23 protein-coding genes are annotated in these 26438 nt (G+C 70.3%); all 23 read right to left on the bottom strand.

The window, feature by feature from the left end:
- Positions 1-21: 21 nt before the first annotated feature.
- Positions 22-1458: a F0F1 ATP synthase subunit beta gene (gene atpD, locus ACIP5W_RS27370; RefSeq protein WP_401478877.1), complete on the bottom strand. Its 1437-nt coding sequence runs from the start codon at positions 1456-1458 to the stop codon at positions 22-24.
- A complete protein-coding gene (locus ACIP5W_RS27375; RefSeq protein WP_401478880.1) occupies positions 1458-2375 on the bottom strand; it encodes a F0F1 ATP synthase subunit gamma in 918 nt (305 codons plus the stop codon). The genes atpD and ACIP5W_RS27375 overlap by 1 nt, the downstream gene beginning before the upstream one ends.
- A gap of 20 nt (positions 2376-2395) precedes the next feature.
- A complete protein-coding gene (gene atpA / locus ACIP5W_RS27380) occupies positions 2396-3985 on the bottom strand; it encodes a F0F1 ATP synthase subunit alpha (RefSeq protein WP_401478883.1) in 1590 nt (529 codons plus the stop codon).
- A gap of 126 nt (positions 3986-4111) precedes the next feature.
- Positions 4112-4927 (bottom strand): F0F1 ATP synthase subunit delta, encoded by an 816-nt coding sequence (locus ACIP5W_RS27385; RefSeq protein ID WP_401478886.1) that lies wholly within the window; start codon positions 4925-4927, stop codon positions 4112-4114.
- Positions 4924-5472, bottom strand: a complete 549-nt coding sequence (locus tag ACIP5W_RS27390) for a F0F1 ATP synthase subunit B (protein ID WP_401478889.1) — start codon at positions 5470-5472, stop codon at positions 4924-4926. Before ACIP5W_RS27390 ends, ACIP5W_RS27385 begins: the two co-directional genes overlap by 4 nt.
- A gap of 43 nt (positions 5473-5515) precedes the next feature.
- Positions 5516-5755, bottom strand: coding sequence for an ATP synthase subunit C (locus ACIP5W_RS27395; RefSeq protein ID WP_005311859.1), 240 nt, complete (start codon positions 5753-5755; stop codon positions 5516-5518).
- Between the two features lie 77 nt (positions 5756-5832).
- Positions 5833-6669 (bottom strand): F0F1 ATP synthase subunit A, encoded by an 837-nt coding sequence (atpB, locus tag ACIP5W_RS27400; protein WP_366057223.1) that lies wholly within the window; start codon positions 6667-6669, stop codon positions 5833-5835.
- Positions 6670-6879: 210 nt separating this feature from the next.
- Positions 6880-7326 carry a hypothetical protein gene (locus tag ACIP5W_RS27405; protein ID WP_401478893.1) on the bottom strand — a complete coding sequence of 149 codons (447 nt, stop codon included), beginning with the start codon at positions 7324-7326 and terminating at the stop codon, positions 6880-6882.
- A 312-nt stretch (positions 7327-7638) separates the two neighbouring features.
- Positions 7639-8970, bottom strand: a complete 1332-nt coding sequence (locus ACIP5W_RS27410) for an MraY family glycosyltransferase (protein WP_401478896.1) — start codon at positions 8968-8970, stop codon at positions 7639-7641.
- A gap of 129 nt (positions 8971-9099) precedes the next feature.
- Positions 9100-10362, bottom strand: a complete 1263-nt coding sequence (glyA, locus tag ACIP5W_RS27415) for a serine hydroxymethyltransferase (protein WP_401478899.1) — start codon at positions 10360-10362, stop codon at positions 9100-9102.
- A 116-nt stretch (positions 10363-10478) separates the two neighbouring features.
- Positions 10479-11156: a protein-tyrosine-phosphatase gene (locus ACIP5W_RS27420; protein WP_366057091.1), complete on the bottom strand. Its 678-nt coding sequence runs from the start codon at positions 11154-11156 to the stop codon at positions 10479-10481.
- Complete coding sequence (locus tag ACIP5W_RS27425; protein ID WP_401478903.1) at positions 11153-11800, bottom strand: L-threonylcarbamoyladenylate synthase; 648 nt, start codon at positions 11798-11800, stop codon at positions 11153-11155. The genes ACIP5W_RS27420 and ACIP5W_RS27425 overlap by 4 nt, the downstream gene beginning before the upstream one ends.
- Before the next feature lie 106 nt (positions 11801-11906).
- Entirely contained in the window at positions 11907-12746 is an 840-nt protein-coding gene (gene prmC / locus ACIP5W_RS27430; protein ID WP_366057225.1) for a peptide chain release factor N(5)-glutamine methyltransferase, read from the bottom strand.
- 81 nt (positions 12747-12827) lie between these two features.
- The gene (gene prfA, locus ACIP5W_RS27435) at positions 12828-13904 is read right to left on the bottom strand and encodes a peptide chain release factor 1 (protein WP_401478906.1); all 1077 of its coding nucleotides are present in this window, start codon (positions 13902-13904) and stop codon (positions 12828-12830) included.
- Between the two features lie 109 nt (positions 13905-14013).
- Entirely contained in the window at positions 14014-14235 is a 222-nt protein-coding gene (rpmE, locus tag ACIP5W_RS27440) for a 50S ribosomal protein L31 (protein WP_356567605.1), read from the bottom strand.
- A gap of 247 nt (positions 14236-14482) precedes the next feature.
- Positions 14483-15637, bottom strand: coding sequence for an LCP family protein (locus ACIP5W_RS27445; protein WP_401478909.1), 1155 nt, complete (start codon positions 15635-15637; stop codon positions 14483-14485).
- Positions 15638-15834: 197 nt separating this feature from the next.
- Complete coding sequence (locus ACIP5W_RS27450) at positions 15835-17505, bottom strand: trypsin-like serine protease (RefSeq protein ID WP_401479070.1); 1671 nt, start codon at positions 17503-17505, stop codon at positions 15835-15837.
- 242 nt (positions 17506-17747) lie between these two features.
- Positions 17748-19763: a transcription termination factor Rho gene (rho, locus tag ACIP5W_RS27455; protein ID WP_401478912.1), complete on the bottom strand. Its 2016-nt coding sequence runs from the start codon at positions 19761-19763 to the stop codon at positions 17748-17750.
- A 405-nt stretch (positions 19764-20168) separates the two neighbouring features.
- The gene (thrB, locus tag ACIP5W_RS27460) at positions 20169-21098 is read right to left on the bottom strand and encodes a homoserine kinase (protein WP_401478915.1); all 930 of its coding nucleotides are present in this window, start codon (positions 21096-21098) and stop codon (positions 20169-20171) included.
- A gap of 335 nt (positions 21099-21433) precedes the next feature.
- Complete coding sequence (gene thrC / locus ACIP5W_RS27465; RefSeq protein WP_401478918.1) at positions 21434-22492, bottom strand: threonine synthase; 1059 nt, start codon at positions 22490-22492, stop codon at positions 21434-21436.
- A 6-nt stretch (positions 22493-22498) separates the two neighbouring features.
- On the bottom strand, positions 22499-23791 hold the full coding sequence (locus ACIP5W_RS27470) for a homoserine dehydrogenase (protein ID WP_401478921.1): 1293 nt from the start codon (positions 23789-23791) through the stop codon (positions 22499-22501).
- Positions 23792-23935: 144 nt separating this feature from the next.
- Complete coding sequence (gene lysA, locus ACIP5W_RS27475; protein ID WP_401478924.1) at positions 23936-25327, bottom strand: diaminopimelate decarboxylase; 1392 nt, start codon at positions 25325-25327, stop codon at positions 23936-23938.
- 15 nt (positions 25328-25342) lie between these two features.
- Entirely contained in the window at positions 25343-26404 is a 1062-nt protein-coding gene (gene nrtL / locus ACIP5W_RS27480) for an ArgS-related anticodon-binding protein NrtL (RefSeq protein WP_401478927.1), read from the bottom strand.
- Positions 26405-26438: the final 34 nt, after the last annotated feature.

Below are 26438 nucleotides of genomic sequence, written 5' to 3' on the forward strand. Positions count from 1 at the left end.
AGGACTCAGCGGCTCCCGAGGTCAGGAGACGCCCAGCTCCTTCGCGTTCTTCTTGAGGTCCTCGAGACCACCGCACATGAAGAACGCCTGCTCCGGGAAGTGGTCGTACTCGCCGTCGCAGATCGCGTTGAAGGCCCTGATGGACTCCTCCAGCGGCACGTCCGACCCGTCGACGCCGGTGAACTGCTTGGCGACGTGGGTGTTCTGGGACAGGAAGCGCTCCACGCGACGGGCGCGGTGGACGACGAGCTTGTCCTCTTCGCCCAGCTCGTCGATACCGAGGATCGCGATGATGTCCTGGAGGTCCTTGTACTTCTGCAGGATCGTCTTGACGCGCATGGCGGCGTCGTAGTGGTCCTGCGCGATGTACCGCGGGTCCAGGATGCGGGACGTGGAGTCCAGCGGGTCCACGGCCGGGTAGATGCCCTTCTCCGAGATCGGACGGGACAGAACCGTCGTCGCGTCGAGGTGGGCGAAGGTGGTGGCCGGGGCCGGGTCGGTCAGGTCGTCCGCGGGGACGTAGATCGCCTGCATCGAGGTGATCGAGTGACCACGGGTCGAGGTGATGCGCTCCTGGAGGAGACCCATCTCGTCGGCCAGGTTCGGCTGGTAGCCCACCGCGGAGGGCATACGGCCGAGCAGGGTCGACACCTCGGAACCGGCCTGCGTGAAGCGGAAGATGTTGTCGATGAAGAACAGCACGTCCTGCTTCTGCACATCGCGGAAGTACTCCGCCATGGTCAGGCCCGCGAGGGCCACGCGCAGACGGGTGCCCGGGGGCTCGTCCATCTGGCCGAAGACCAGGGCGGTCTTGTCGATGACGCCCGAGTCCGACATCTCCTCGATGAGGTCGTTGCCCTCACGGGTGCGCTCACCGACACCGGCGAACACGGAGACACCGTCGTGGTTGTTGGCGACGCGGTAGATCATCTCCTGGATGAGCACCGTCTTGCCGACGCCGGCACCACCGAACAGGCCGATCTTTCCACCCTTGACGTACGGGGTGAGGAGGTCGATGACCTTGACGCCGGTCTCGAACATCTCGGTCTTCGACTCGAGCTCGTCGAAGTTCGGGGCCTTGCGGTGGATGGTCCAGCGCTCGCCCGAGTACTGCTCGTCGACGTTCAGCACCTCACCGAGGGTGTTGAACACCTTGCCCTTGGTGAAGTCGCCGACCGGGACGGTGATGCCCGTACCGGTGTCGGTGACGGCGGCCTGACGGACCAGGCCGTCGGTGGGCTGCATGGAGATGGTGCGGACCAGGCCGTCACCCAGGTGCTGGGCGACCTCCAGGGTCAGGATCTTCTTCTCGCCCGCGTTCGCCGGGTCGGCGACCTCGACGTGGAGGGCGTTGTAGATCTCCGGCATCGCGTCGACGGGGAACTCCACGTCGACGACCGGGCCGATGACCCGGGCGACGCGGCCCGTGGCCGTCGCGGTCTCAACAGTGGTGGTCATTAGCGGTCACTCCCCGCGGTCGCGTCGGCCAGGGCGCTGGCGCCACCGACGATCTCGCTGATTTCCTGGGTGATTTCGGCCTGGCGGGCCGCGTTGGCAAGCCGGGAGAGCGTCTCGATCAGCTCTCCGGCGTTGTCGGTGGCCGACTTCATCGCGCGCCGCGTGGCGGCGTGCTTGGAGGCGGCCGACTGGAGGAGCGCGTTGTAGACGCGGCTCTCCACATAGCGGGGCAGCAGCGCGTCGAGGACGTCCTCCGCCGACGGCTCGAAGTCGTACAGCGGAAGGATCTCGTCCTTCGCCTTCGACTCCTGGGCCACCTCGTCGAGGCTGAGCGGCAGCAGACGGTCGCCGAGCGCCGTCTGCGTCATCATCGACACGAACTCGGTGAACACGATGTGGATCTCGTCCACACCGCCGTCCGCCGTCTCCTTCTCGATGGCCTCGATCAGAGGGGCCGCGACCTTCTTGGCGTCCGCGTACGTCGGCTCGTCGGTGAAGCCCGTCCACGACTCCGCGACCTTGCGCTCACGGAAGTTGTAGTGGGCAAGACCGCGCCGGCCGACGATGTACGTCTCGACCTGCTTGCCCTCGGACTCGAGGCGCGCCGTCAACTGCTCCGCGGCCTTGATGGCGTTGGCGTTGAAGGCGCCCGCGAGACCGCGGTCGCTCGTCAGGAGCAGCACCGCGGACCGCACGACCTTCTCGGCCTGCGTGGTCAGCGGGTGCCGCGTGTTCGAGCCGGTACCGACCGCCGTGACCGCGCGGGTCAGCTCGGCCGCGTACGGCGTGGAGGCCGCCACCTTGCGCTGCGCCTTGACGACACGCGAGGCGGCGATCATCTCCATCGCCTTGGTGATCTTCTTGGTCGCGGTGACGGATCGGATGCGACGCTTGTAGACCCGGAGCTGGGCTCCCATGAGTCAGGTCCCTTCCTACGTCACTTGGCGGCGGACGGGGCGTCCTCGCCGAGCAGCCTGCCGTCCGAGGTCTCGAACTGCTTCTTGAACTCGGCGATGGCGTCCGCGACGGCGGCCAGGGTGTCGTCCGACATCTTGGCGCCCTCGCGGATGGAGGTCATGAGGCCCTGCTCCTTGCGGTGCAGGTACTCCAGCAGCTCCTTCTCGAAGCGGCGCACGTCGTTGACCGGCACGTCGTCCATCTTGCCGGTGGTGCCGGCCCAGATGGAGACGACCTGGTCCTCGGTGGCCATCGGCTGGTACTGCGCCTGCTTCAGCAGCTCGACCATGCGCGAACCGCGCTCCAGCTGCGCCTTCGACGCGGAGTCCAGGTCGGAACCGAAGGCGGCGAACGCCTCCAGCTCACGGAACTGGGCCAGGTCGACGCGGAGACGGCCGGAGACCTGTCGCATCGCCTTGTGCTGCGCGGAACCACCGACTCGGGAGACGGAGATACCGACGTTCAGCGCGGGGCGCTGACCGGCGTTGAACAGGTCCGACTCCAGGAAGCACTGGCCGTCGGTGATGGAGATGACGTTGGTCGGGATGAACGCCGAGACGTCGTTGGCCTTGGTCTCGACGATCGGCAGACCGGTCATCGAACCCGCGCCCATGTCGTCGGAGAGCTTGGCGCAGCGCTCCAGCAGACGCGAGTGCAGGTAGAAGACGTCACCCGGGTAGGCCTCGCGGCCCGGCGGGCGGCGCAGCAGCAGGGACACGGCGCGGTAGGCGTCGGCCTGCTTCGACAGGTCGTCGAAGATGATGAGGACGTGCTTGCCCTCGTACATCCACTGCTGACCGATGGCCGAACCGGTGTACGGCGCCAGGTACTTGAAGCCGGCCGGGTCGGACGCCGGGGCGGCGACGATGGTCGTGTACTCCAGCGCGCCGTTCTCCTCCAGCGCGCGGCGGACCGACGCGATGGTCGAGCCCTTCTGGCCGATGGCGACGTAGATGCAGCGGACCTGCTTGTTCACGTCGCCGGAGCGCCAGTTGTCGCGCTGGTTGATGATCGTGTCGACGGCCAGAGCGGTCTTGCCGGTCTGACGGTCACCGATGATCAGCTGACGCTGGCCACGGCCGATCGGGGTCATCGCGTCGACGGCCTTGTAGCCCGTCTCCATCGGCTCGTGCACCGACTTGCGCTGCATGACCGTGGGGGCCTGCAGCTCGAGGGCGCGGCGCCCGGACGTCTCGATCTCGCCGAGGCCGTCGATCGGGTTGCCGAGCGGGTCGACGACGCGGCCGAGGTAACCCTCGCCCACCGCGACCGAGAGGACCTCACCGGTACGCGTGACCGGCTGACCCTCCTCGATGCCGCTGAACTCGCCGAGGACGACGCAGCCGATCTCGCGCTCCTCGAGGTTGAGGGCGAGACCGAGGGTGCCGTCCTCGAACTTCAGCAGTTCGTTGGCCATGGCCGAGGGGAGGCCCTCGACCTTCGCGATGCCGTCGCCGGCAAGGCTGACCGTACCGACCTCCTCGCGCGAGGCCGCGTCCGGCTTGTACGACTGGACGAAGTTCTCCAGTGCGTCCCGGATCTCCTCCGGCCGGATCGTGAGCTCCGCCATCTGGGTTCCCTGCTCTCCTTGTTGGGCCCGAAGTTTCTTTGGGGGATCTGGGGGCTCCCCCAGAAACTTTGCATCCTCTGCACGGCCCAACCAGGGCCGTAAGAACTACTACGTGTTGAGTTGCTGCTAGCTCGCCATGCGGCGGGCGACGTCCTCGATACGGTCCGCGAGCGAGCCGTTGATCACCTCGTCACCGACCTGCACCCGGATCCCGCCGAGGACCTCGGGGTCCACGTCGAGGTTGAGGTGCATCGTGCGGCCGTAGAGCTTCGCGAGGGCGGCGCCCAGGCGCTGCCTCTGCGGGTCGCTCAGCGGCACCGCCGAGGTGACGACGGCCACCATGCGGTCCCGGCGCGCGGCGGCGAGCTTGGACAGGGACTCGAGTCCCGCTTCCAGGCTACGGCCTCGCGGCGCGGTCACAAGGCGCGTCACCAGACGCTCGGTGGCCGCGTCCGCCCGACCGCCGAGCAGGCTGCGCAGCAGCTCGCCCTTGGCCGACGCGGTGGCCTTCCGGTCGGTCAGCGCAGCGCGCAGCTCCACGTTCGAGGTGACGATCCGCCCGAAGCGGAACAGCTCGTCCTCGACGTCGTCGAGCGTGCCGGCCCGCTGCGCGGCGGTGAGGTCCGCGACGTCCGCCAGCTGCTCCAGCGCGTCCACCAGGTCGCGCGACTGCGACCAGCGGGAACGCACCAGGCCGGCGACCAGGTCGGCGGCGGTGCCGCTGATCTGGGTGCCGAGCAGGCGCTGGGCCAGCTCGGCCTTGGCCTCGCCGGACTGCGCCGGGTCGGTCAGGACCCGACGCAGCGACACCTCGCGGTCGAGCAGCGCGGTGACGGCCGCCAGCTCGGCGGCGAGCTGCGCCGCGTCCACGGACGTGTTGTCCGTCAGCGCGTCGAGACGCTCGCGTGCGGCTGCCAGGGCCTCGCGGCTCGCTCCGTTCATCGCGACGCCTCGGCCTTCTCCTCGAGCTCGTCGAGGAAGCGGTCGATGACGCGGCTCTGGCGGGCGTGGTCCTCGAGGGACTCGCCGACGAGCTTGCCGGCCAGTTCGGTGGCGAGCTTGCCGACGTCCTGGCGCAGCGCGGACGCGGCGGCCTTGCGGTCGGCCTCGATCTGGGAGTGACCGGCGGCGACGATCTCCTCGCGCTGACGCTGGCCCTCGGCGCGCATCTCCGCGATGAGGGTCGCGCCCTGCTCCTGCGCCTCCTGGCGCAGACGCGCGGCCTCGTGCCGGGCCTCGGCGAGCTGAGCCTTGTACTGCTCAAGCACGCTCTTTGCCTCGGTCTGCGCGGCCTCGGCCTTCTCGATACCGCCCTCGATGGCCTCGCGGCGCTCTTCCAGAACCTTGTTGATGTTCGGAAGGAGCTTCCAGGCAAGGAAGCCGAAGACGATGACGAAGGCGATGAGGCCGATGACAAGCTCGGGGATCGGCGGGACGAGGGGGTTTTCCGTCTCCCCCTCAGCCGCCAGAATGAGCAGCTGGCTCATGTCGTTGCCTTTCGTCTGGGTTGCTGGTCGTCAGCCTGAGTGATCAGGAGCCGTAGACGAACGGCATAACCAGACCGATCAGGGCGAGCGCCTCACAGAAGGCGAAGCCGAGGATCTGGTTGGCGCGGATCAGGCCGGCGGCCTCGGGCTGGCGGGCCAGGGCCTGGGTGCCGTTACCGAAGATGATGCCGACGCCGACGCCGGGGCCGATGGCGGCGAGACCGTAGCCGATGGAGCCGAGCGCCTTCAGGTCACCGGTGACAGCGGCGAGAGTCTGGGACATGCCAGTTCTTCCTTCTCTTTCAAGGACCGATGGGGAGGTTGGCCATCGGACGTCTGGGGGTTGGGAGGTGGCGGTGCTCAGTGGTGCTCGGCGAGCGCGCCCTGAATGAAGCTGCAGGTCAGGAGCACGAAGACGTACGCCTGAAGGGCCTGGACGAACAGCTCGAAGGCCGTCATGACGATGACCATGATGAACGAGACGCCGGCGTAGGCGATGCCGATGCCGTTCAGCAGGTACCAGCTGGCGATCGTGAAGAGCAGCAGCAGCGTGTGGCCCGCGAACATGTTCGCGAAAAGTCGTACGGCGTGGGTGAACGGGCGGACGAGCAGGTTCGAGAAGAACTCGATCGTCATCGACAGCGGCAGCACCGCGCCCAGCGACTTGTCGTATCCGGTGAAGTTCTTGAAGGCACCGACGAACCCGTGACGCTTGAAGGTCAGCGACACCCACAGGACGTAGACGATCAGTGCGAGTACCAGGGGGTACGAGATGATCGACGTGACCGGGAACTGGGCGAGCGGAACGATCGACCAGAGGTTCATCATCCAGATGAAGAAGAACAGGGAGACGACGAGCGGAACGTACTTCTCGCCTTCCTTCTTGCCGATGGTCTCGTAGACGACACCGCGACGGATGAAGTCGTAGCCGGCCTCGGCCACCATCTGGAGCTTGCCCGGGACCACCTTCGGCTTGCGGAAGGCGGCCCAGAAGAAGCCGATGACGACGATCGAGCCGAGCAGCGCCAGCAGCATCGTCTTGTTGAAGTAGACGGCGTCGTCCTGGTGGCCCAGCAAGGGCTCGAACAGGAACGAGTGCAGGCCGGGGGCCGGGAAGCCACAGCCGTCGAAGATGTGGCAGTCGGTCTCGAAGGCGAGCACCTGCGTCGGGTCAGCACTCACCGCGGGCTCCTTCAGCGTGGCGCATAGGTACGGCAACCTCGTTGTGTCGGCGCGGCGCGGGGCCGCGGTTCGGCACGGGACTGGTGTTACGGATGTGGGGGCGGCTTGGGGGCATCTCGCCTCGCGATTGAGCAGGCGTCAGCTCGAATGCCCGCGCCCGCGATGCCGCAGTTGGCACCGGACGATAGCAGGATCTCTCAGGCGCCTTTATCCCGGCCCTACCTCTCACGACGAGTGCCCCGATTTGTGGGACTGCTCGCCCTTGACGGAAGCGCTCGGCTCGGGTTCGACGTAGAGGATCTTGGACTTCATGTGAGCCCGCGCCTGAGCAGCGATCCAGGCCAGCGTGCAGACGAGCAGGGAGACCGCGAACGCCCTGGGGTTGAACAACGTCGTGTTCTTGAACGCGGCCACGAAGACGAACAGCAGCAGGATCTGCGCCGCGTAGAGCATCAGGCCCATGGCCTGGAACAGGTGCGGAAGCGATTTGGCGGTGCGCTGGAGCACGTAGAGGCCGATCCCCATGAAGAGGATGACCACCACTGTCGCGACACCGGCCCCGATCGCACCCTTGCCACCCGCGACCACGCCGCTGACGACGGCGGCGATCGCGCCGACGGCAGCCGTGGGCACGGCGGCCTGAGCCAGAATCCGGACGTCGTTGGACGGCATGGCGGCAACTCCGCTTTCAAAGGGGGGCAGGGTGTCGTCATGGACGAGCGTAGTCCCCGTCCGAGGGGCGAAGGACCGCACGCCGACCTCGCGACCGAGGGGCCGTGGCACACGGTCCTTCGGTTCCATCCGGGGTTCTCGTGAACCGTATCACAAACTATTTGATGAGGTCTTTACCTGGATGGTGTGCCCGGTGTCACACATGAGAGTGAGACTGCGCGTCTGCGCAGGAACCGCGACCACTTGTCTGGTATTGGGCATCTTTGCCCACCCGCGGTTTCCCCACGACTTGGCAATGCTCTAGTCAGATTCTTACCTTGCCGCACGCGAGCGGGGCCCGACGGCGGTCGCCCCGTTGGCCCCGGAGACACCCACCGCCACGGGCGTGCGGTGCGCCCGCTCCTCGTCCTCGGCGCCGTCCCCGCGCTCCTCCCCGGCCTCCGCCGCCGGGACCTGCGCCGGTTCCGGCAGGACCTTGCGGCGCCGGTAGCGGGGCGGCACGAAGGACTCGGCCCAGCGCGGGGCGCGCGGCGTGAAACGCGGCAGCAGGAGCAGGCCCAGGCCGATCGCGCTGAGGATCACGACACCGAGGACGATCCACATGGACGCGGAGTTGACCGAGTAGGTCAGGGCGCCGAAGGCGATCAGCGCCGACCAGAAGTACATGATCAGCACCGCGCGGCTGTGCGAGTGGCCGATCTCCAGCAGCCGGTGGTGCAGGTGCCCGCGGTCCGCGGCGAACGGCGACTGGCCGCGCCAGGTGCGGCGCACGATCGCCAGGATCAGGTCGGCGGCCGGGATCGCGATGATGGTCAGCGGCAGCAGCAGCGGGATGTAGACGGGGACCGTCTGGTGGACCGTGGCGCGCTCCGAACCGGAGAACAGGTTCATCACGTCCGGGTCGACCTGGCCCGTGATGGAGATCGCGCCCGCCGCCAGCACCAGTCCGATCAGCATCGAACCGGAGTCGCCCATGAAGATGCGCGCGGGGTGCATGTTGTGCGGCAGGAAGCCCAGGCACATGCCCATCAGGATCGCCGCGAACAGGGTGGCGGGGGCCGCGGCCTCGATGCCGTACGAGTACCAGATGCGGTAGGCGTACATGAAGAACGCGGCGGAGGCGATGCACACCATGCCGGCGGCGAGGCCGTCCAGGCCGTCGACGAAGTTGACCGCGTTGATGGTGATGACGACCAGCGCGACCGTCAGCAGGGTCCCCTGCCACGGGGTCAGCGCGACCGTGCCCACGCCGGGGACCGGCAGCCACAGGATGGTCAGACCCTGCATGACCATGACGCCGGCGGCGATCATCTGGCCGCCCAGCTTGATCAGGGCGTCGATCTCGAACTTGTCGTCGAGCACGCCGATCAGCCAGATCAGCGCCGCGCCGGAGAGCAGGGCGCGCGGCTCGTTCGACTTCTCGAAGACCTGGTTGAGGTTGGTCAGGTGGTCGGCGACCAGCAGGCCCGCGCACAGGCCGAAGAACATGGCGATCCCGCCGAGGCGCGGAGTGGGTTCCCGGTGCACGTCACGGGCCCGGATCTCCGGCATCGCCCCCGCGACGATCGCGAACTTCCGTACCGGCCCTGTCAGCAGATACGTCACCGCGGCCGTCACGCAGAGCGTCAGCAGGTATTCACGCACAGGCTTCCCCACAGGTCTCGCTGGCCATCTCAGCCCCACACCCTAGCGATGCACGCATATGGTTGGGGACTTCCGGGTAGCGACGATGGTTGCACGTGCGGCTGTGCACGGGTCGGCGCCTGCCCCGCTTCAGCCGGGATACGGCGGAAACACCGCTGTCAGTTCCCGCACTTCCTCCCGTACCTGCCCGCCCTCGGCCTCGCCCCGCAGCACGCCCGCCATCAGCTTGGCGATCCGCGCCATCTCCGTCTCCCCCATGCCCTGCGTGGTCACCGCGGCCGTGCCCAGACGCAGTCCGCGCAGGTGGGCGGCCGCGACACCGCCGGCTCCGCCGTAGGGCAGCACGCAGCAGTCCAGGACCATCCCGGCCGCCGCGAGCAGGCCGCGGGCGGTCCGTCCGTCGACGCCGAGGGGCGACGGATCGACGGTGATGAGGTGGGTGTCCGTGCCGCCCGTGGTGACGGCCATCCCCTCCGCCTCCAGGCGGGCCGCCAGCACCCTCGCGTTGGCGACCACCCGATGGGCGTACCGGGCGAACGCCGGCGTCGCCGCCTCGCCGAACGCGACCGCCTTCGCGGCGATGGTGTGCATCTGCGCGCCGCCCTGCGTGAACGGGAACACGGCCCGGTCCACCCGCTCCGCCAGCTCGGCGCCGCACAGGATCATGCCGCCGCGCGGCCCGCGCAGCACCTTGTGCGTGGTGGCGCACACGACGTCGGCGTACGGCACCGGGTTCGGGGCCGCTCCCCCGGCGACCAGGCCGATGGGGTGGGCGGCGTCGGCGATGAGGTAGGCGCCGACCTCGTCGGCCACCTCGCGGAAGAAGGCGTGGTCGATGTGCCGGGGGTAGGCGATGGAGCCGCAGACGATCGCCTTGGGGCGGTGGCTGCGGGCCAGCGTGCGGACCTGCTCGTGGTCCATGAGACCGGTCTCCGCGTCCACCCCGTACGGCACGAAGTCGAACCAGCGGCCGGAGAAGTTCGCCGGCGAGCCGTGCGTGAGGTGGCCGCCGTGGGCCAGGCCCAGGGCCAGGACGGTGTCACCGGGGCGCAGGAGGGCGGCGTAGGCCGCGAGGACGGCCGAGGAGCCGGAGTGCGACTGGACGTTGACGTGCTCGGCCCCGAACAGCGCCTTGGCCCGTTCCACGGCGAGGCGTTCGGCCATGTCCACGATCTCGCAGCCGCCGTGGTGGCGGGCGCCCGGGTAGCCCTCGGCGTACTTGTTGGCCAGCGACGAGCCGAGCGCGGCCAGCACGGCGGGCGAGGTGAAGTTCTCGGCGGCGATCAGCTGCAGCGACGACGCCTGCCGCTCGCGTTCCCCGAGCAGGATCTCGGCGAGCGCGGGGTCCTGCCGGTGCAGGACGTCGGCCTCGATGGCATGGGTGACCGGCATGGTGGGCTCCGGGGCGTCGACGGTGACGTACGTCCAATGTAGGCCGCCACCGCTCCAGCCGCCCGCTTCCCGCCTCCTCGCGCACCCCGTGCTTCCCCCGGCGGGTCGTGTGCGTCTCAGGCCCGCGCCGGGACTCCCGTCAGCGCCGTCACCACGGGATCCAGCGCCTGGTGTATCTCGTCGCCGATCGAGCGGAAGAAGGGCAGGGGTGCGCCGTACGGGTCGTACACCTCGTCCGCCTCCGCCGTGGGGGCCAGCAGCCAGCCGCGGAGCGCGGCGGCGGCGCGGACCAGGGCGCGGGCCCGCATCACCACGCCCTCCTCCAGCGGGGGAAGGGTGACCGGGTCGATCGCGTCGACCAGGCGGGTGAACTCCTTCAGCGTGAAGGTGCGCAGGCCCGCCGAGTGGCCCATGGAGATGACCTGGGCGCGGTGGTCCCGGGTGGCGGTCAGCACCAGGTCGGCCATGATGACGTGCTCGTCGAGCAGCTCGCGGCCGGTGAAGCCGGAGGCGTCCGCGCCGAAGTCGGCCAGCACGGTCTCCGCGTTGGCCTCCATCGGCGCGCCCTCGTGGCCCCAGGTGCCCGCGCTCTCCACGATCAGCCCGCCGCCGAGCACCCCGAGCCGCTGCGACACGAAATGCCGGGTCAGCCGCTCGGTGATCGGCGAGCGGCAGACGTTGCCGGTGCTGACGTGGAGGATGCGGAAGGTGTCGCGCGGGAACCCGAACGTCGTCGTCTGTTCCGCGGCACGCTCCCCGTTGCCTATGCCACGCCCCGCGTCAGGGGCTGTCAATTCGCCACCTCGAGGTCGGGTACCACCTTGCGCAGCTCGTCCTCCGAGACGGCGCCGGCCCGCAGCAGCAGCGGCACCTCGCGGCTGACGTCGACGATCGACGACGGGACGTTGCCGGGGGTGGGGCCGCCGTCCAGGTAGACGGAGACGGAGTCGCCGAGCATCTCCTGGGCGTAGTCGCAGTTCTCCGGCGCCGGGTGGCCGGTGAGGTTGGCGGAGGAGACCGCCATCGGGCCGACCTCGGTCAGCAGCTCGATGGCGACCGGGTGCAGCGGCATCCGGACGGCGACGGTGCCACGGGTGTCCCCCAGGTCCCACTGCAGGGACGGCTGGTGCTTGGCGACGAGGGTGAGCGCACCCGGCCAGAAGGCGTCGACCAGCTCCCAGGCCAGCTCGGAGAAGTCCGTGACGAGACCGTGCAGCGTGTTCGGGGAGCCGATGAGGACGGGCGTGGGCATGTTGCGGCCCCGGCCCTTGGCCTCCAGCAGGTCGCCGACGGCCTCCTTGGAGAAGGCGTCGGCGCCGATGCCGTAGACCGTGTCGGTCGGGAGGACGACCAGCTCGCCACGGCGGACGGCGGACGCCGCCTCGCGCAGACCCGTCACGCGGTCGGTCGCGTCATTGGTGTCGTATCGCCGTGCCATGTCTAGCGGGCCTCCTCGTGCACGTAACTCTCGGATGAAGCGGATGAAGCAGATGGAACGGATGGAACGGATGAAGCAGATGGAGCGGACGAAGTCCGGGGGAAGGTCACGGCAGCGCCTTGCGGGCGGTGGCGAAGCGCGGCCGGTTGTTGAGGTCGGGGTGATCGGCCGCGTCGGCCCAGCCCCGCTCCTCGGTGAAGATCCACGGCACCTGGCCGCCCTGGGTGTCGGCGTGCTCGATGACGACGACGCCGCCGGGCCGCAGCAGGCGGTGCGCGGTGCGTTCGATGCCCCGGATGAGGTCGAGGCCGTCCTCGCCGGAGAACAGGGCCAGTTCGGGGTCGTAGTCGCGGGCCTCGGGGGCGACGTACTCCCACTCGGTGAGGGGGATGTACGGCGGGTTGGAGACCACCAGGTCGACCTGGCCGTCGAGGTCGGGGAAGGCGTCCAGGGCGTTGCCCTGCCGCAGGTCGACCCTGGACCCCTGCATGTTCTTGCGGGTCCACACCAGGGCGTCCTCGGACAGCTCCACGGCGTGCACGCGCGAGCGCGGGACCTCCTGGGCGAGGGCGAGCGCGATGGCGCCGGAGCCGGTGCACAGGTCGACGATCAGCGGCTCGACCACGTCCATGGCGCGCACGGCGTCTATGGCCCAGCCGACCACCGACTCGGTCTCGGGACGCGGCACGAAGACGCCGGGGCCGACCTGGAGCTCCAGGTACCGGAAGTAGGCGCGCCCGGTGATGTGCTGGAGCGGCTCGCGCTGCTCGCGCCGGGCGATGACCTCCCAGTACCGGGCGTCGAAGTCGGAGTCCTTCACCGAGTGGAGTCCGCCCCGCTTCACCCCGTGCACGAACGCGGCGAGCTCCTCCGCGTCGTTGCGCGGCGAGGGCACGCCGGCGTCGGCCAGCCGCTGGGTGGCCTGAGCTACCTCAGCGAGCAGCAGGCTGCGGGGGCTCGGGGTACGTCCCCCAGATGATTGCTGCACGCAAGTCCTCCGTGTCGTCCTCGGTCGTGCGTACGTGCCTTACGCGGCTGCCAGCTTCGCTGCCGAGTCCGCGTCGACGCAGGCCTGGATCACCGCGTCGAGGTCGCCGTCCAGGACCTGGTCCAGGTTGTACGCCTTGAAGCCGACCCGGTGGTCGGAGATGCGGTTCTCCGGGTAGTTGTAGGTGCGGATCTTCTCGGAGCGGTCGACGGTGCGGACCTGGCTGCGGCGGGCGTCGGCGGCTTCCCGCTCCGCCTCCTCCTGCGCGGCGGCGAGCAGCCTGGAGCGCAGGATACGCATCGCCTGCTCCTTGTTCTGCAGCTGGCTCTTCTCGTTCTGGCAGGAGGCGACGACTCCGGTGGGGATGTGCGTGATGCGCACCGCGGAGTCGGTGGTGTTGACGGACTGCCCGCCGGGCCCGGAGGAGCGGTAGACGTCGATGCGGAGGTCGTTGGGGTTGATCTCGACGTCGACCTCCTCCGCCTCGGGCGTGACGAGGACACCGGCCGCGGAGGTGTGGATACGGCCCTGGGACTCGGTCGCCGGGACCCGCTGGACGCGGTGCACGCCGCCCTCGTACTTGAGACGGGCCCACACGCCCTGACCGGGCTCCGTGGCGCCCTGGCCGCCCTTGGTCTTCACGGCGACCTGGACGTCCTTGTAGCCGCCCAGCTCGGACTCGGTGGCGTCGATGATCTCGGTCTTCCAGCCGACGCGCTCGGCGTAGCGCAGGTACATGCGCAGCAGGTCGCCGGCGAACAGCGCGGACTCGTCGCCGCCCGCGCCCGCCTTGATCTCCAGCAGGACGTCCTTGTCGTCGCTCGGGTCGCGCGGGACGAGCAGCAGCCGCAGCTTCTCCGTCAGTTCCTCGCGCTGCTTCTCCAGCGCCTTGGCCTCGGCGGCGAAGTCCGGGTCGGCGGCGATGAACTCGCGCGCGGTCTCGATGTCGTCGCCGGTCTGCTTCCAGGAGCGGTACGTGGCGACGATCGGGGTCAGCTCGGCGTAGCGCTTGTTCAGCCTGCGCGCGTTGGCCTGGTCGGAGTGGACCGACGGATCGGCGAGCTTCTTCTCCAGGTCGGCGTGTTCCGCGACGAGTTCCTCGACGGCCTCGAACATCTCTGGGCTCCTGTACTGCGGACGAAAGGGAAGGCGGGCGACCAAAAACGCCGGTCCCGGCGCGCGCCCCGGGCGGGGGCGCGGCCGTGGACCGGCGAAATGAGGCTCGCTACTTCTGGGAGCCGGCGGCCTTGCCGAAGCGGGCCTCGAAGCGGGCCACACGGCCACCGGTGTCGAGGATCTTCTGCTTGCCCGTGTAGAACGGGTGGCACTCGGAGCACACGTCGGCACGGATGGCACCGGACTCGATGGTGCTGCGGGTGGTGAACGACGCGCCACAGGTGCAGCTGACCTGCGTCTCGACGTACTCGGGGTGGATGTCGCGCTTCAAGGTGTCTCCTAGGTTTCGGGAGGGCGCCGGGTCGCCGTCCGCGGGATGCGGAAGCGTGAACCGGAGCCGACGTACCAGTCTGCCAGGACTGGCCGCATCCCCCAAAACCGGGGGGGCGGGGCGATCTATTCCCGGCGGGTTTCGCGGCCGGTGCCGGACCCCGGACAGTCGGTGCCGGACCCCGGACTGCCGGTGCCGGACCCCGGACTGCCGGTGCCGGACCCCGGACGGTCAGGACCCCGGACGGTCAGGACGGGGACACGACGCCCGCGGCCTCGCCCGTGGCGTTGCCCTCGGTGGCGGACCTCGGGATCGGGAGGTCCTCCTTCAGGGCCGTCCAGACCTGCCGGGCCTTCGCCTTCTCGACGATGACGCGGTTGCGGTTCGCGGGGTCGTAGCGCACCGGCATCGTGACCATGGTCATGTCGGCCGCGCCGATGCCCTTGAGGCCGCCGGCGAAGGACATCAGGGAGTTCAGGGAGCCGAGGTCGGAGTCGGTGGTGACGGCCTTGGTGGCGGTGTCGGCGAGGGCGTACAGCTTCGTGCCGCTGCTCAGGAGGCCGATGTCCTCGATCTGGCTGACCAGCGCCTTGAGGAAGGCCTGCTGGAGCTGGATGCGGCCGAGGTCGGAGCCGTCGCCGACGCCGTGCCGGGTGCGGACCAGGCCGAGCGCCTGTTCGCCGTCGAGGGTGTGCGTGCCGGCCTTCAGGTCCAGGTGGCTGTCGGGGTCCTTGATGTCCTCGGTGGTGGTGATGTCGACCCCGCCCAGCTCGTCGATCAGCTTCTCGAAGCCGGCGAAGTCGACCTCCAGGTAGTGGTCCATCCGGATGCCGGTGATCGCCTCGACGGTCTTGACCGCGCACGCCGCGCCGCCCGTGGTGTACGCCGAGTTGAACATCACACCGGTCGCGGCGTCGTGGCTGCCGCCCTCGGTGTCGGTGCACGCGGGGCGGTCGACGATGGTGTCGCGCGGGACGGAGACCACACTGGCCTTCTCGTGGCCCTCGTACACGTGGACGATCATCGCCGTGTCGGAGCGGGCGCTGCCGTCGTCGGCGCCGCCGCCGAGCTTCTTGTTGGCGCCGGAGCGGGTGTCCGAGCCGAGGACGAGGATGTTCTGCGAGCCGTTGTCGGCCTTGGTGGGCCGGTCGGTGCCGAGGGCGTGGTCGATGTCGAGGCTGTGGATGTTGCCGTTGAGCCTGACGTACACGTATCCGAGGCCGGCGCCGCCGAGGACGACGACTCCCGCCGCGGTCCACGCCGCGATCAGCAGGCCCCTGCGCCGGGCGCGGGACCCGCGGCGCCGGCCCGTGGCCGACTGCCGCGGGCCTCTGGCACCCGGCTCGTCAGGTGTGCCGGACTCCCCCGGTATGCCGGGCTCCGGCGTGCTCTCGGCGGACATGTGCTCCTCACGTCTCGGGTGATCCTCACCATCGTCCTCCGCCACGTCGGAGGGAGAAACTCGGCACGGGGCCGCGTGACGCCCTGTGCCCGGCCTGCGGGAGGTCGGGCACAGGGCGTCACGGCGTCACGGCGTCACGGCGTCACGGCGTCACGGCGTCACCGGGTGGGCGGGGCCGGCCCCGCTCACCCGCGGGGTCAGCCGAGGATGTCGTACTGCTTGAAGGTCGTCCCCAGCGAGAGCCGTGCGGAGAAGACCGCGCTCCCGTTGCTTCCGGTGCCCCGGTAGAGGTAGAGCGTGCCGGCGGGGGTGCGGGCCAGGAGGTCGGCCTTGCCGTCGCCGTTGACGTCACCGACGGTGGCGAGCATGTTGTACGTGGTGTTGCTCCAGGTGGCGACCTTGACGCCCGCCGCGAAGGTGCCGTTGCCGCGGCCCTTGTACAGGTACACCGCGCCGCCGGTCTTCTTGCGGGCGATCAGGTCGGCCAGACCGTCGCCGTTGAAGTCGCCGTGGCCGCGCACGGCGTTGAACGAGTTCCAGCCGACGCCCGCCTTGACGCGGGAGGCGAAGGAGCCGTTGCCCTTGCCCGGGTAGACCCACAGGGCGCCGCCGGAGTCGACGGAGACCAGGTCGGGCAGGTAGTCGCCGGTGACGTCGCCGGGGGCGACGATGCTCAGCCGGGTCTTCCAGTTGTCGCCGACCAGCTTGGTGGCCCAGGTGCCGCTGGAGGGCACGTAGTGCTTCCAGAAGACGTCGCCGTCGGAGGCGCGGCGCACCAGCAGGTCCTGGAAGTCGTCCCGGTCGAGGTCGGTCTGCAGGACGAGGTTGACCCCGCTCCAGTTGCCCCAGGACTCGCGCGCGGCGAGCGAGGTGCCCTTGGAGTCTCGCTCGTAGCCGGTCTTGTCGGCGGCGTTGCGCATCCACAGGTCGGCGTACTGGTCATTGCTGAGGTTGGTGTCGTCGACGCGCGGGTAGACGGCGCCGACGTACGTGGAGACCTTGCTGAAGACGCTGTACGCGCCGTTCTCCACGCAGTCCCTCACGCCCCAGGAGACGACGCCGACGATGCGGTTGTTCACCACGAGCGGCCCGCCGGAGTCGCCGTTGCAGGCGGAGGTGGTGCCCTCGTCGCCACCGGTGGCGGGGGTGCCCGCGCACACCATGTGGCCCTTGGCGAAGTCGGCGCCGTAGAAGCCCGCGCAGGTCGCGTCGGCCTGGATCGGCAGCGTGGCCGTCTTCAGGGTGGTGGAGATGTCCTGGGTGGTGGAGGTGGTCCGCCCCCAGCCGTAGAGCTTGGCGTCCGTCCCGGCCTTGTACGAGGCCGTGTCGGCGGCCGTCGTCATCCGGATCGGCGTGGCCCTGACAGGGTTCGCCAGGGTGAGGACGGCGATGTCGTTGTCGATGGTCGTCGCGTTGTACGACGGGTGGTTCCACTGGCGCCAGACGCCCGTCACGGTCCCGCCGTACAGGTCGGTGTCGGTGGCGAGTTGGGTGGCGCCGGTGACGACGGCGCCGTGGGCGTGCCAGTTGTAGCCCTTGACGCAGTGCGCGGCGGTGAGGATCTTCGTCGGCGCGATGACGGCACCGCCGCAGAAGAAGCCGATGTCGTCGCTGGTGGTGGCGGTCCCCCGGTCGTCGCCGTACCAGAGCTGCGTCATCCAGGGCGCGGTGGTGATGGTCGTCGTCGTGCCACCGATGATCTTCGGATCGATGGTGGTGGCGGTGCCGGCGCTCAGGGAGGCCTTCGCGGTCTGTCCGGGCAGGTCGTCACCGGTGACGGCGGTGGCGAGGCGCTGCCGCAGTTCCTTGGCCGACGGGCCGCTGTGGGCGGGCGACGGCGGGGTCTCGGCGGCCTGTGCGCTCGACATGAACAGCGCGCCGGCCACGGCGGTGGCGACACCGGCCGCGACGACGGGCAGGGCGATGCGGATCCGGCGTCTGTGCCGTCCGCTCCCGGGCGTGGGTGTACCCGCTCAAGTCCCCCCTCGGGATCTGGAGTTCAGGAAGATCTTGGTCGAAAAGATGACCGAAGGGCGTGATCGTACCCCTCCCCCGAACAGCGAAAAGGGCCGCCCCCGGAAAGGGGGCGGCCCTCTTGCGAGGAAACGCGTCAGTCGTTGTTGCCCGGCGCCGGCGTCGTCTTCTGGATCTGCATCAGGAACTCGGCGTTCGACTTCGTCTGCTTCATCTTGTCGAGAAGCAGCTCGACCGCCTGCTGCTGGTCGAGGGCGTGCAGCACCCGGCGCAGCTTCCAGACGATGCCGAGCTCGTCGGGGGCGAGCAGGATCTCTTCCTTGCGGGTGCCGGACGCGTCCACGTCCACCGCCGGGAAGATCCGCTTGTCGGCGAGCTTCCGGTCGAGCTTGAGCTCCATGTTGCCGGTGCCCTTGAACTCCTCGAAGATCACCTCGTCCATGCGGGACCCGGTGTCGACGAGCGCGGTCGCCAGGATGGTGAGCGAGCCACCGTCCTCGATGTTGCGCGCGGCACCGAAGAAGCGCTTCGGCGGGTAGAGCGCGGTCGAGTCGACACCACCGGACAGGATGCGGCCGGAGGCCGGGGCGGCGAGGTTGTACGCACGGCCCAGACGGGTGATCGAGTCGAGCAGGACGACGACGTCGTGGCCCAGTTCCACCAGGCGCTTGGCGCGCTCGATGGCCAGCTCGGCGACCGTGGTGTGGTCCTCGGCCGGGCGGTCGAAGGTCGAGGAGATGACCTCGCCCTTGACCGACCGCTGCATGTCGGTGACCTCTTCGGGACGCTCGTCGACCAGGACGACCATCAGGTGGCACTCGGGGTTGTTGTGCGTGATCGCGTTGGCGATCGCCTGCATGATCATGGTCTTGCCGGTCTTCGGCGGGGCCACGATCAGACCGCGCTGGCCCTTGCCGATCGGCGACACGAGGTCGATGATGCGGGTGGTGAGGACACCCGGGTCCGTCTCCAGACGGAGGCGGTCCTGCGGGTACAGCGGGGTGAGCTTGTTGAACTCCGGGCGGCCGCGGCCGTGTTCGGGCGCCATGCCGTTGACGGAGTCGAGACGCACGAGCGCGTTGAACTTCTCGCGCCGCTCGCCTTCCTTCGGCTGACGGACCGCGCCGGTGACGTGGTCGCCCTTGCGCAGGCCGTTCTTGCGGACCTGGGCGAGGGAGACGTACACGTCGTTCGGCCCCGGCAGGTAGCCCGACGTGCGGATGAAGGCGTAGTTGTCGAGGATGTCCAGGATGCCCGCGACGGGGATCAGGACGTCGTCGTCGGCGACCTGCGGCTCGGCCGCGCCGATCTCGTCACGGCCACGGCGGCCGCGGCGGTCCCGGTAACGCCCGCGACGGCCGCGCCGGCCGCCCTCGAAGTCGTCGTCGTCCTGCGGCCCGTTGTCCCGCTGACGGTCCTGGCGGTCCTGGCGGTCCTGACGGCCGCCGCCCTGCTGGCCCTGCTGCTGGCGCTGACCGCCCTGGCCCTGCTGGTCGTCGCCCTTGCCGCGGCGGTCGCGGTCACGGCCGCGCTCACGGCGGTCGCGGCGGCGGCCCTCGGCGCCGTCGGCGTCGCTCCTGGCGTCGCCCTGCGGCTGGGCCTGCTCGGTCTGCGTGGCGACCGCGGTGTCGGCCTTCGGGGCGCTCTTCGCCTCGGCCGTGACGGTCTCGGGGCTGCCCGCGTCGGCGGTGGCCCGGCGGCGGCGGCGCTCGACGGGGGCCTCGTTGCCCCCACCCGGCTGGCCGGGGATCTCGATCTGCTGCTGGGCCACGGCCTTCTCGGCGGGGGCCTCGGCCGGGGCGGCGTCCGCCTTCTTCCCGGCGGCGTCCTCACCCGTGCGGGCCTTGGAGGTGGCACGGCGCTTGGGCTTGGTCTCGGTGGCGTCCGCGGCGGGGGCCTTCGCGGCGGAGGTGCCCCCGCCCGCCTGCGCCTCCTTGATGACCTCGATCAGCTGGCTCTTGCGCATCCGCGCGGTGCCCCTGATGCCGAGGCCGGATGCGACCTGCTGCAACTCGGCCAGCACCATGCCCTCGAGGCCGGTACCGCGGCGCCGCCGGGAGCCGGCACCGGCAGCAGGCGCGGAGGCGTCCGTGGCGGGCGCGGCAGCGGTCTCCTCGACACGTGCGCCCATCAGATCGGTGGTGTCGCTCACGAAGGGTCCTTCCCTGGAGCGGACGTCGGCCTGTCTGGCTCGGCGACCGGTTGTGCTGTCCGGCTTCGGTCCTTGCTGTGGCGAAGCCGGGGCGGTGGTCCGCCAAAGCGGCGGAAGAGATTTCTGGTGATGGCGCTTCCGCGACGATCCGTGACACCCGGTGTCACGTGGCGTGGTCGCACCTATTCCGGAGCGTGCCCGTCGGACCGCTCAGCGTCGCTGCACGGCGTACTGCCCAGGTACGACGTACGGAACGCAGTGCGGCTTGGGGAGCTCCCGGAAGAATGTCTGTCCCGGAGGGGGACATGAAGCACCTCGCCATGGTGGGGTCGGGTGCAGACTTGAGGTTAACACTACCGGATCCAACAAACATTCCCCCTCTCGAAATCCGGCAACCGTGTGCTTTCACAGGTCGCCGGAGGGCGCGAGCGGCAGCACGCTCGCCCCCTGAAGGTCCAGGCTCAGCCGGTTGGCGGCCCATTCGGCACCCGCCAGCCGCTCGACCTTGTCGGCCGACTCCGCGTCGGCCAGGGCCATCACGGTCGGCCCGGCGCCGGAGATCACCGCGGGAACCCCGTCGGCGCGCAGCCGCTCCACCAGTGCGGCGCTCTCCGGCATGGCGGGAGCGCGGTATTCCTGGTGGAGACGGTCCTCGGTGGCGGGCAGCAGCAGCTCGGGGCGCCTGGTCAGGGCCTCGACGAGCAGGGCGGCACGGCCCGCGTTGGCGGCGGCGTCGACGTGCGGCACGGTACGCGGGAGCAGTCCGCGCGCGGTCTCGGTCAGGACCGGCTTCCCGGGCACGAAAACCACCGGAACGATGGAATCCGAAGGCTCCATCCTGATCGCCCGCGCGGCGCCGGCCTCCATCCAGGAGAGCGTGAACCCGCCGAGCAGACAGGCCGCGACGTTGTCGGGGTGTCCCTCGATCTCGGTCGCCAGCTCCAGCAGGGCGGCGGTGTCGAGGCGGGCCTCGCCGCCTATGGTCACCGCGCGGGCGGCGACGATCCCGGCGCAGATGGCGGCGGAGGAGGAGCCGAGGCCGCGGCCGTGCGGAATGCGGTTGGCGCAGACGATCTCGAGGCCGCGGGGCTGGCCGCCGAGGACGTCGAAGGCGGTGCGCAGGGAGCGGACGAGGAGGTGTTTCTCGTCGCGCGGCAGCGTCTGGCTGCCCTCACCCGCGATGTCGATGTGCAGCCCTGAGTCGGCCACCCGGACGACGACGTCGTCGTAGAGCCCCAGCGCGAGGCCCAGGGCGTCGAAGCCCGGACCGAGATTGGCGCTGGTGGCGGGGACGCGCACCCGGACGGCGGCGGCGCGGAACGCTGGACCGGCCATCGCTCGTTGACTCTCCTTGAGCTGCGTGATGGTCGAATGACTTCGATCGGCTTCGATGACGTACGAAGACCCTCGGGCCGCTGATGACGGCGCGGCACCGGTGCCCGCGCGAGATGCGGAGGCACATGCGGTAGGCGGGTTCGGTACAGCCTATCGAAGGAAGGTTCTGTGGCGACATAGGGCGCACAGGAGGCGCACGATGCGTGTCGCAAGCCCCCCGTGCACCCTCGCCGGGGAAAGTCCTCCGTGGAGGAACTTCCCCAGGTGAGGCCCTTCATTCCTGCACGGGGGCGGCTGCGTCGCCGAGTGGCGTCCCCGCTTCCCGCGGGCGTCGCTCAGGCGAGCCCGAGGCGCTCGGCCGCGGTCACCGCGTCGACGGGGACGGTCACCGGCTGCGGAGCGCCGGCCACGGCCCAGTCGGGGTCCTTCAGACCGTTGCCCGTGACGGTGCACACGATCGTCTGGCCCGGGTCGACCTTGCCCTGCTCGGCGGCCTTGAGCAGACCGGCCACCGACGCGGCGGAGGCGGGCTCCACGAAGACGCCCTCCTGGGCGGCCAACAGCCGGTAGGCGCGCAGGATCTCACGGTCCGTCACCTCGTCGATGAGGCCACCGGACTCGTCCCGCGCCGCGAGCGCGTACTGCCAGGACGCGGGGTTGCCGATGCGGATCGCGGTGGCGATGGTCGACGGGTCCTTGACGACCTCGCCGCGCACGATCGGCGCGCTGCCGGAGGCCTGGAACCCCCACATGCGCGGGGTGCGCCCGGCGATCCCGTCGGCGGCGTACTCCTTGTACCCCTTCCAGTACGCCGTGATGTTGCCCGCGTTGCCGACCGGCAGGACGTGGATGTCGGGGGCGTTCCCGAGCATGTCCACGATCTCGAAGGCGGCCGTCTTCTGCCCCTCGATACGCACCGGGTTGACCGAATTGACCAGCGCCACGGGGTAGTTGTCGCTCAGCGAGCGGGCCAGCGTGAGGCAGTCGTCGAAGTTGCCGTCGACCTGGAGGATCTTCGCCCCGTGGACGAGGGCCTGCCCCATCTTGCCGAGCGCGATCTTGCCCTGGGGGACCAGGACGGCCGAGACCATGCCGGCGCGCACGGCGTACGCGGCGGCGCTCGCCGACGTGTTGCCGGTGGAGGCGCAGATGACCGCCTTCGCGCCCTCCTCCTTGGCCCGGGTGATCGCCATGGTCATCCCGCGGTCCTTGAAGGAGCCGGTGGGGTTCGCGCCCTCGACCTTGAGGTGGACCTCGCAGCCGGTGCGCTCGGAGAGCACCTGCGCGGGCACGAGGGGCGTGCCGCCCTCGCGGAGCGTCACGACCTGCGTGCTGTCGGAAACCGGCAGCCGGTCCCGGTACTCCTCGATGATTCCGCGCCACTGGTGGGTCATTGCTGGTTACTCTCCTTCAACCCGCATGATGCTGGCGACACCCCGCACGGTGTCGAGCTTGCGCAGCGCCTCGACGGTCCCGGTGAGGGAGGCGTCGGACGCGCGGTGGGTGACGACGACGAGGGAGGCCTCGCCGTCCTTACCCTGCTGGCGCACCGTATCGATGGACACCCCGTGCTCCGCGAACACGGTGGCGACCTGCGCCAGGACGCCCGGTTTGTCGGCGACGTCGAGGCTGATGTGGTACCGGGTGACGACGTCACCCATCGGCGACACCGGCAGGGCGGCGTACGCCGACTCGCCGGGCCCCGTCGCCCCGCTGAGCCGGTTGCGGCACACGGCGACGAGGTCGCCGAGCACGGCGGAGGCGGTGGGAGCACCGCCGGCGCCGGGGCCGTAGAACATGAGCTGACCGGCCGCGTCCGACTCGACGAACACGGCGTTGTAGGCGCCGCGCACGGAGGAGAGCGGGTGGGTCAGCGGAATCATGGCGGGGTGCACGCGCGCGGTGACCGATCCCCCGTCGGCGGCCCGCTCGCAGATCGCGAGCAGCTTGATGGTGCAGCCCATCTCCTTGGCGGAGGCGAAGTCGGCGGCGGTCACCTCCGCCATGCCCTCGCGGTAGACGTCGTCGAGGCGCACGCGCGTGTGGAAGGCGATCCCGGCGAGGATGGCGGCCTTGGCCGCGGCGTCGAAGCCCTCCACGTCGGCGGTGGGGTCGGCCTCGGCGTACCCGAGGGCGGTGGCCTCGTCGAGGGCCTCCTGGTAGCCGGCCCCGGTGGAGTCCATCTTGTCGAGGATGAAGTTGGTCGTCCCGTTGACGATGCCCATGACACGGTTGATCTTGTCGCCGGCGAGCGACTCGCGCAGCGGGCGGATCAGCGGGATGGCGCCGGCGACGGCGGCCTCGTAGTAGAGGTCCTTGCCGTGTTCGTCGGCGGCGGCGTGCAGGGCGGCGCCGTCCTGGGCGAGCAGCGCCTTGTTGGCGGAGACGACCGACGCGCCGTGCTCGAAGGCGGTGGTGATGAGGGTGCGGGCGGGCTCGATCCCGCCGATGACCTCGACGACCACGTCGATGTCGCCCCGTTTGACCAGCGCGGTGGCGTCGGTGGTGACGAGCGCCGGATCGATTCCCTCGCGCACCCTGGAGGGCCGCCGGACGGCCACTCCGGCCAGCTCCACCGGGGCCCCGATCCTGGCGGCGAGGTCGTCGGCGTGCGTCGTCATGATGCGCGCCACCTCTGAGCCGACCACTCCACAGCCCAGCAGCGCCACCTTCAGCGGACGCGTACGCATCATCCGACCTCGTTTCCTCATACCGTCTACGGTTGCTCCAGTCTCACTCACCGGACCGGGGTTTCTGCCCCCGGTCCGGATCGTGAGACATCTATTTCATTTCCACGGGGTGGCGGACAGGAGATCTTCCATCCGGCCGGCCTGCGCCTATCCGACGTCGAGCCGCAGGAGGTCCTCCTCCGTCTCGCGCCGGACGATGACGCGGGCCTCGCCCTCGCGCACGGCGACGACCGGCGGCCGCAGCACGTGGTTGTAGTTGCTGGCCATGGACCGGCAGTACGCCCCCGTGGCGGGGACGGCGATCAGGTCACCCGGTGCCAGGTCGGCCGGCAGGAACGCGTCCTTGACCACGATGTCCCCGCTCTCGCAGTGCTTGCCCACGACGCGCGCGAGCATCGGCTCGGCGTCGGAGGAGCGGGAGACGAGCGCCACGCTGTACTCGGCGTCGTACAGGGCGGTGCGGATGTTGTCGGACATGCCGCCGTCGACGGAGACGTACGTGCGCAGTCCGTCGAGCGGCTTGACGGTGCCGACCTCGTACAGCGTGAAGGCGGTGGGCCCCACGATGGCGCGGCCGGGCTCGACGGAGATGCGGGGCGTGCGGAGCCTGGCGGACTCGCACTCGCGGGTGACGATCTCCGTCAGCGCCTTGGCGATCTCGTGCGGCTCGCGCGGATCGTCGTCGCTGGTGTAGGCGATGCCGAGCCCGCCGCCGAGGTCGATCTCGGGCAGCTCGACGCCGTGCTCGTCGCGGATGTCCTTGAGCAGTCCGACGACCCGGTGGGCGGCCACCTCGAAGCCGGACATGTCGAAGATCTGCGACCCGATGTGCGAGTGGATCCCGATCAGCTCCAGCCCGTCGAGCTTCAGCGCGCGCCGCACGGCCTCGGCGGCCTGCCCCCCGGCGAGCGGAATCCCGAACTTCTGGTCCTCGTGGGCGGTGGCGATGAACTCGTGCGTGTGCGCCTCGACGCCGACGGTGATGCGGATCTGCACGGGCTGCCGCCTGCCGAGCGACTGGGCGATGTGCGCGACGCGCACGATCTCCTGGAAGGAGTCGAGGACGATCCGCCCGACACCGGCCCGGACGGCCCTCTCGATCTCCTCCGTCGACTTGTTGTTGCCGTGGAAGGCGATGCGGTCGGCGGGCATGCCGGCGGAGAGCGCGGTGGCCAGCTCGCCGCCGGAGCAGACGTCGAGGTTGAGCCCCTCCTCGTGCAGCCACCGCACGACGGCGCGCGACAGGAACGCCTTTCCGGCGTAGAAGACGTCGGCCTCGGTCCCGAAGGCGGTGCGCCAGGCACGGGCCCGGTCCCGGAAGTCGGCCTCGTCGAGGACGTAGGCGGGGGTGCCGTACTCCTCGGCGAGCGTCTTCACGTCGATCCCGCCGACGGTGACGACCCCGAGGGCGTCACGGGTGACGGTCCGCGACCACACCTTGGGGTCGAGGGAGTTGAGGTCGGCGGGCGGTGCCGAATAGTGCCCCTCCGGCAGGACGTCGGCGTGACGGGGCCCGGCGGGGTGTGCGGAACGGCTCATCGTGGGCGTGCTCTCTCAGAGGTGGTCGGGTGCGTCGATGCCGAGCAGGGACAGGCCGCCGGCCAGCACCGTCCCGGCGGCTTCGGCGAGGGCGAGCCGGGACCGGTGGGCGGCCGAGGGTTTCTCGTCCCCACGGGGCAGCACGGCGGGCAGGTGGGCGAGGGTCACGTCGGCGAGGGCCAGGAGGTGCCGGCTGAGCCGGGAGGGAGCGGCGAGGGCATCGGGGTGCGGGAGCCCGCCTGCGGTGGCGAGGACGCGGGGGTGGTCGGCGAGCAGCGCGACGAGGTCCGGGGTGACCGGGGTGACCGTGGTGTCCGGGGCATCCGGCGTCTCCGCGTCCGTTGCCACCGGGTCCGCTGCGGCCGGGGCCGTCTCGGGCCGGGTGGCGGCGTGGAATCCGAGGTCGGCGGCGTTGCGGCCGACGGCGCGGATGCGGGCGTGGGCGTAACGGATCCGGAAGAGGGGGTTGCTCTCGCTCTGGACCAGATGATCGGCGGTGATGCGGGGCCGGTCGTGCGGGGCGGGATGCAGCAGGGCCCAGCGGGCGGCGTCCGGCCCGAGCGGAGCGGGATCCTCCGGCGCCGGCACGGGCCGCAGGTTCACCCCGTCGCCGTGCGCGATCTCGACGCGCCCGCCCTGCGAGCCGACCATCCGCGCGAGCACGTCGGCCACCACCTCGGCACGGACCTCGTACGGCACGCGCAACACGAACACCCGACCGGCGAGGGCGTCGGTACGGCCGTACCCCGGCCCCTCGTCGAGGATCCGCCGGACCAGTGCGGCGGACGTGACGGCCCGGTCGAGGCTGATGTTGAGGAACCCCGGCCCGGTGATCGCGACGTCGGTGACACCGGCTTCACGCACGAGGTACGGCCGGAGCAGCGCGGCGACCCGCAACGGGGGCTGCCCGGCGGGGCGGGCCAGCTGGAGGGCGACGTTGGTGGCGTAGTCCCCGCACCCTCCCGCCCCGGGCGGCCCGACCACCACCCGCGAGGGAACGACCACCCTCAGCGCCCCGTCGTCGACAGCACACCGCACTGCGTGCAGCACGGTGCGGGACAACTCGACGGGGGTCACGGGACAAGCCTAGGGGAGGAGGGGGGTGAGTATG

Source organism: Streptomyces sp. NPDC088766 (assembly GCF_044750845.1).
Taxonomy (GTDB): Bacteria; Actinomycetota; Actinomycetes; order Streptomycetales; family Streptomycetaceae; genus Streptomyces.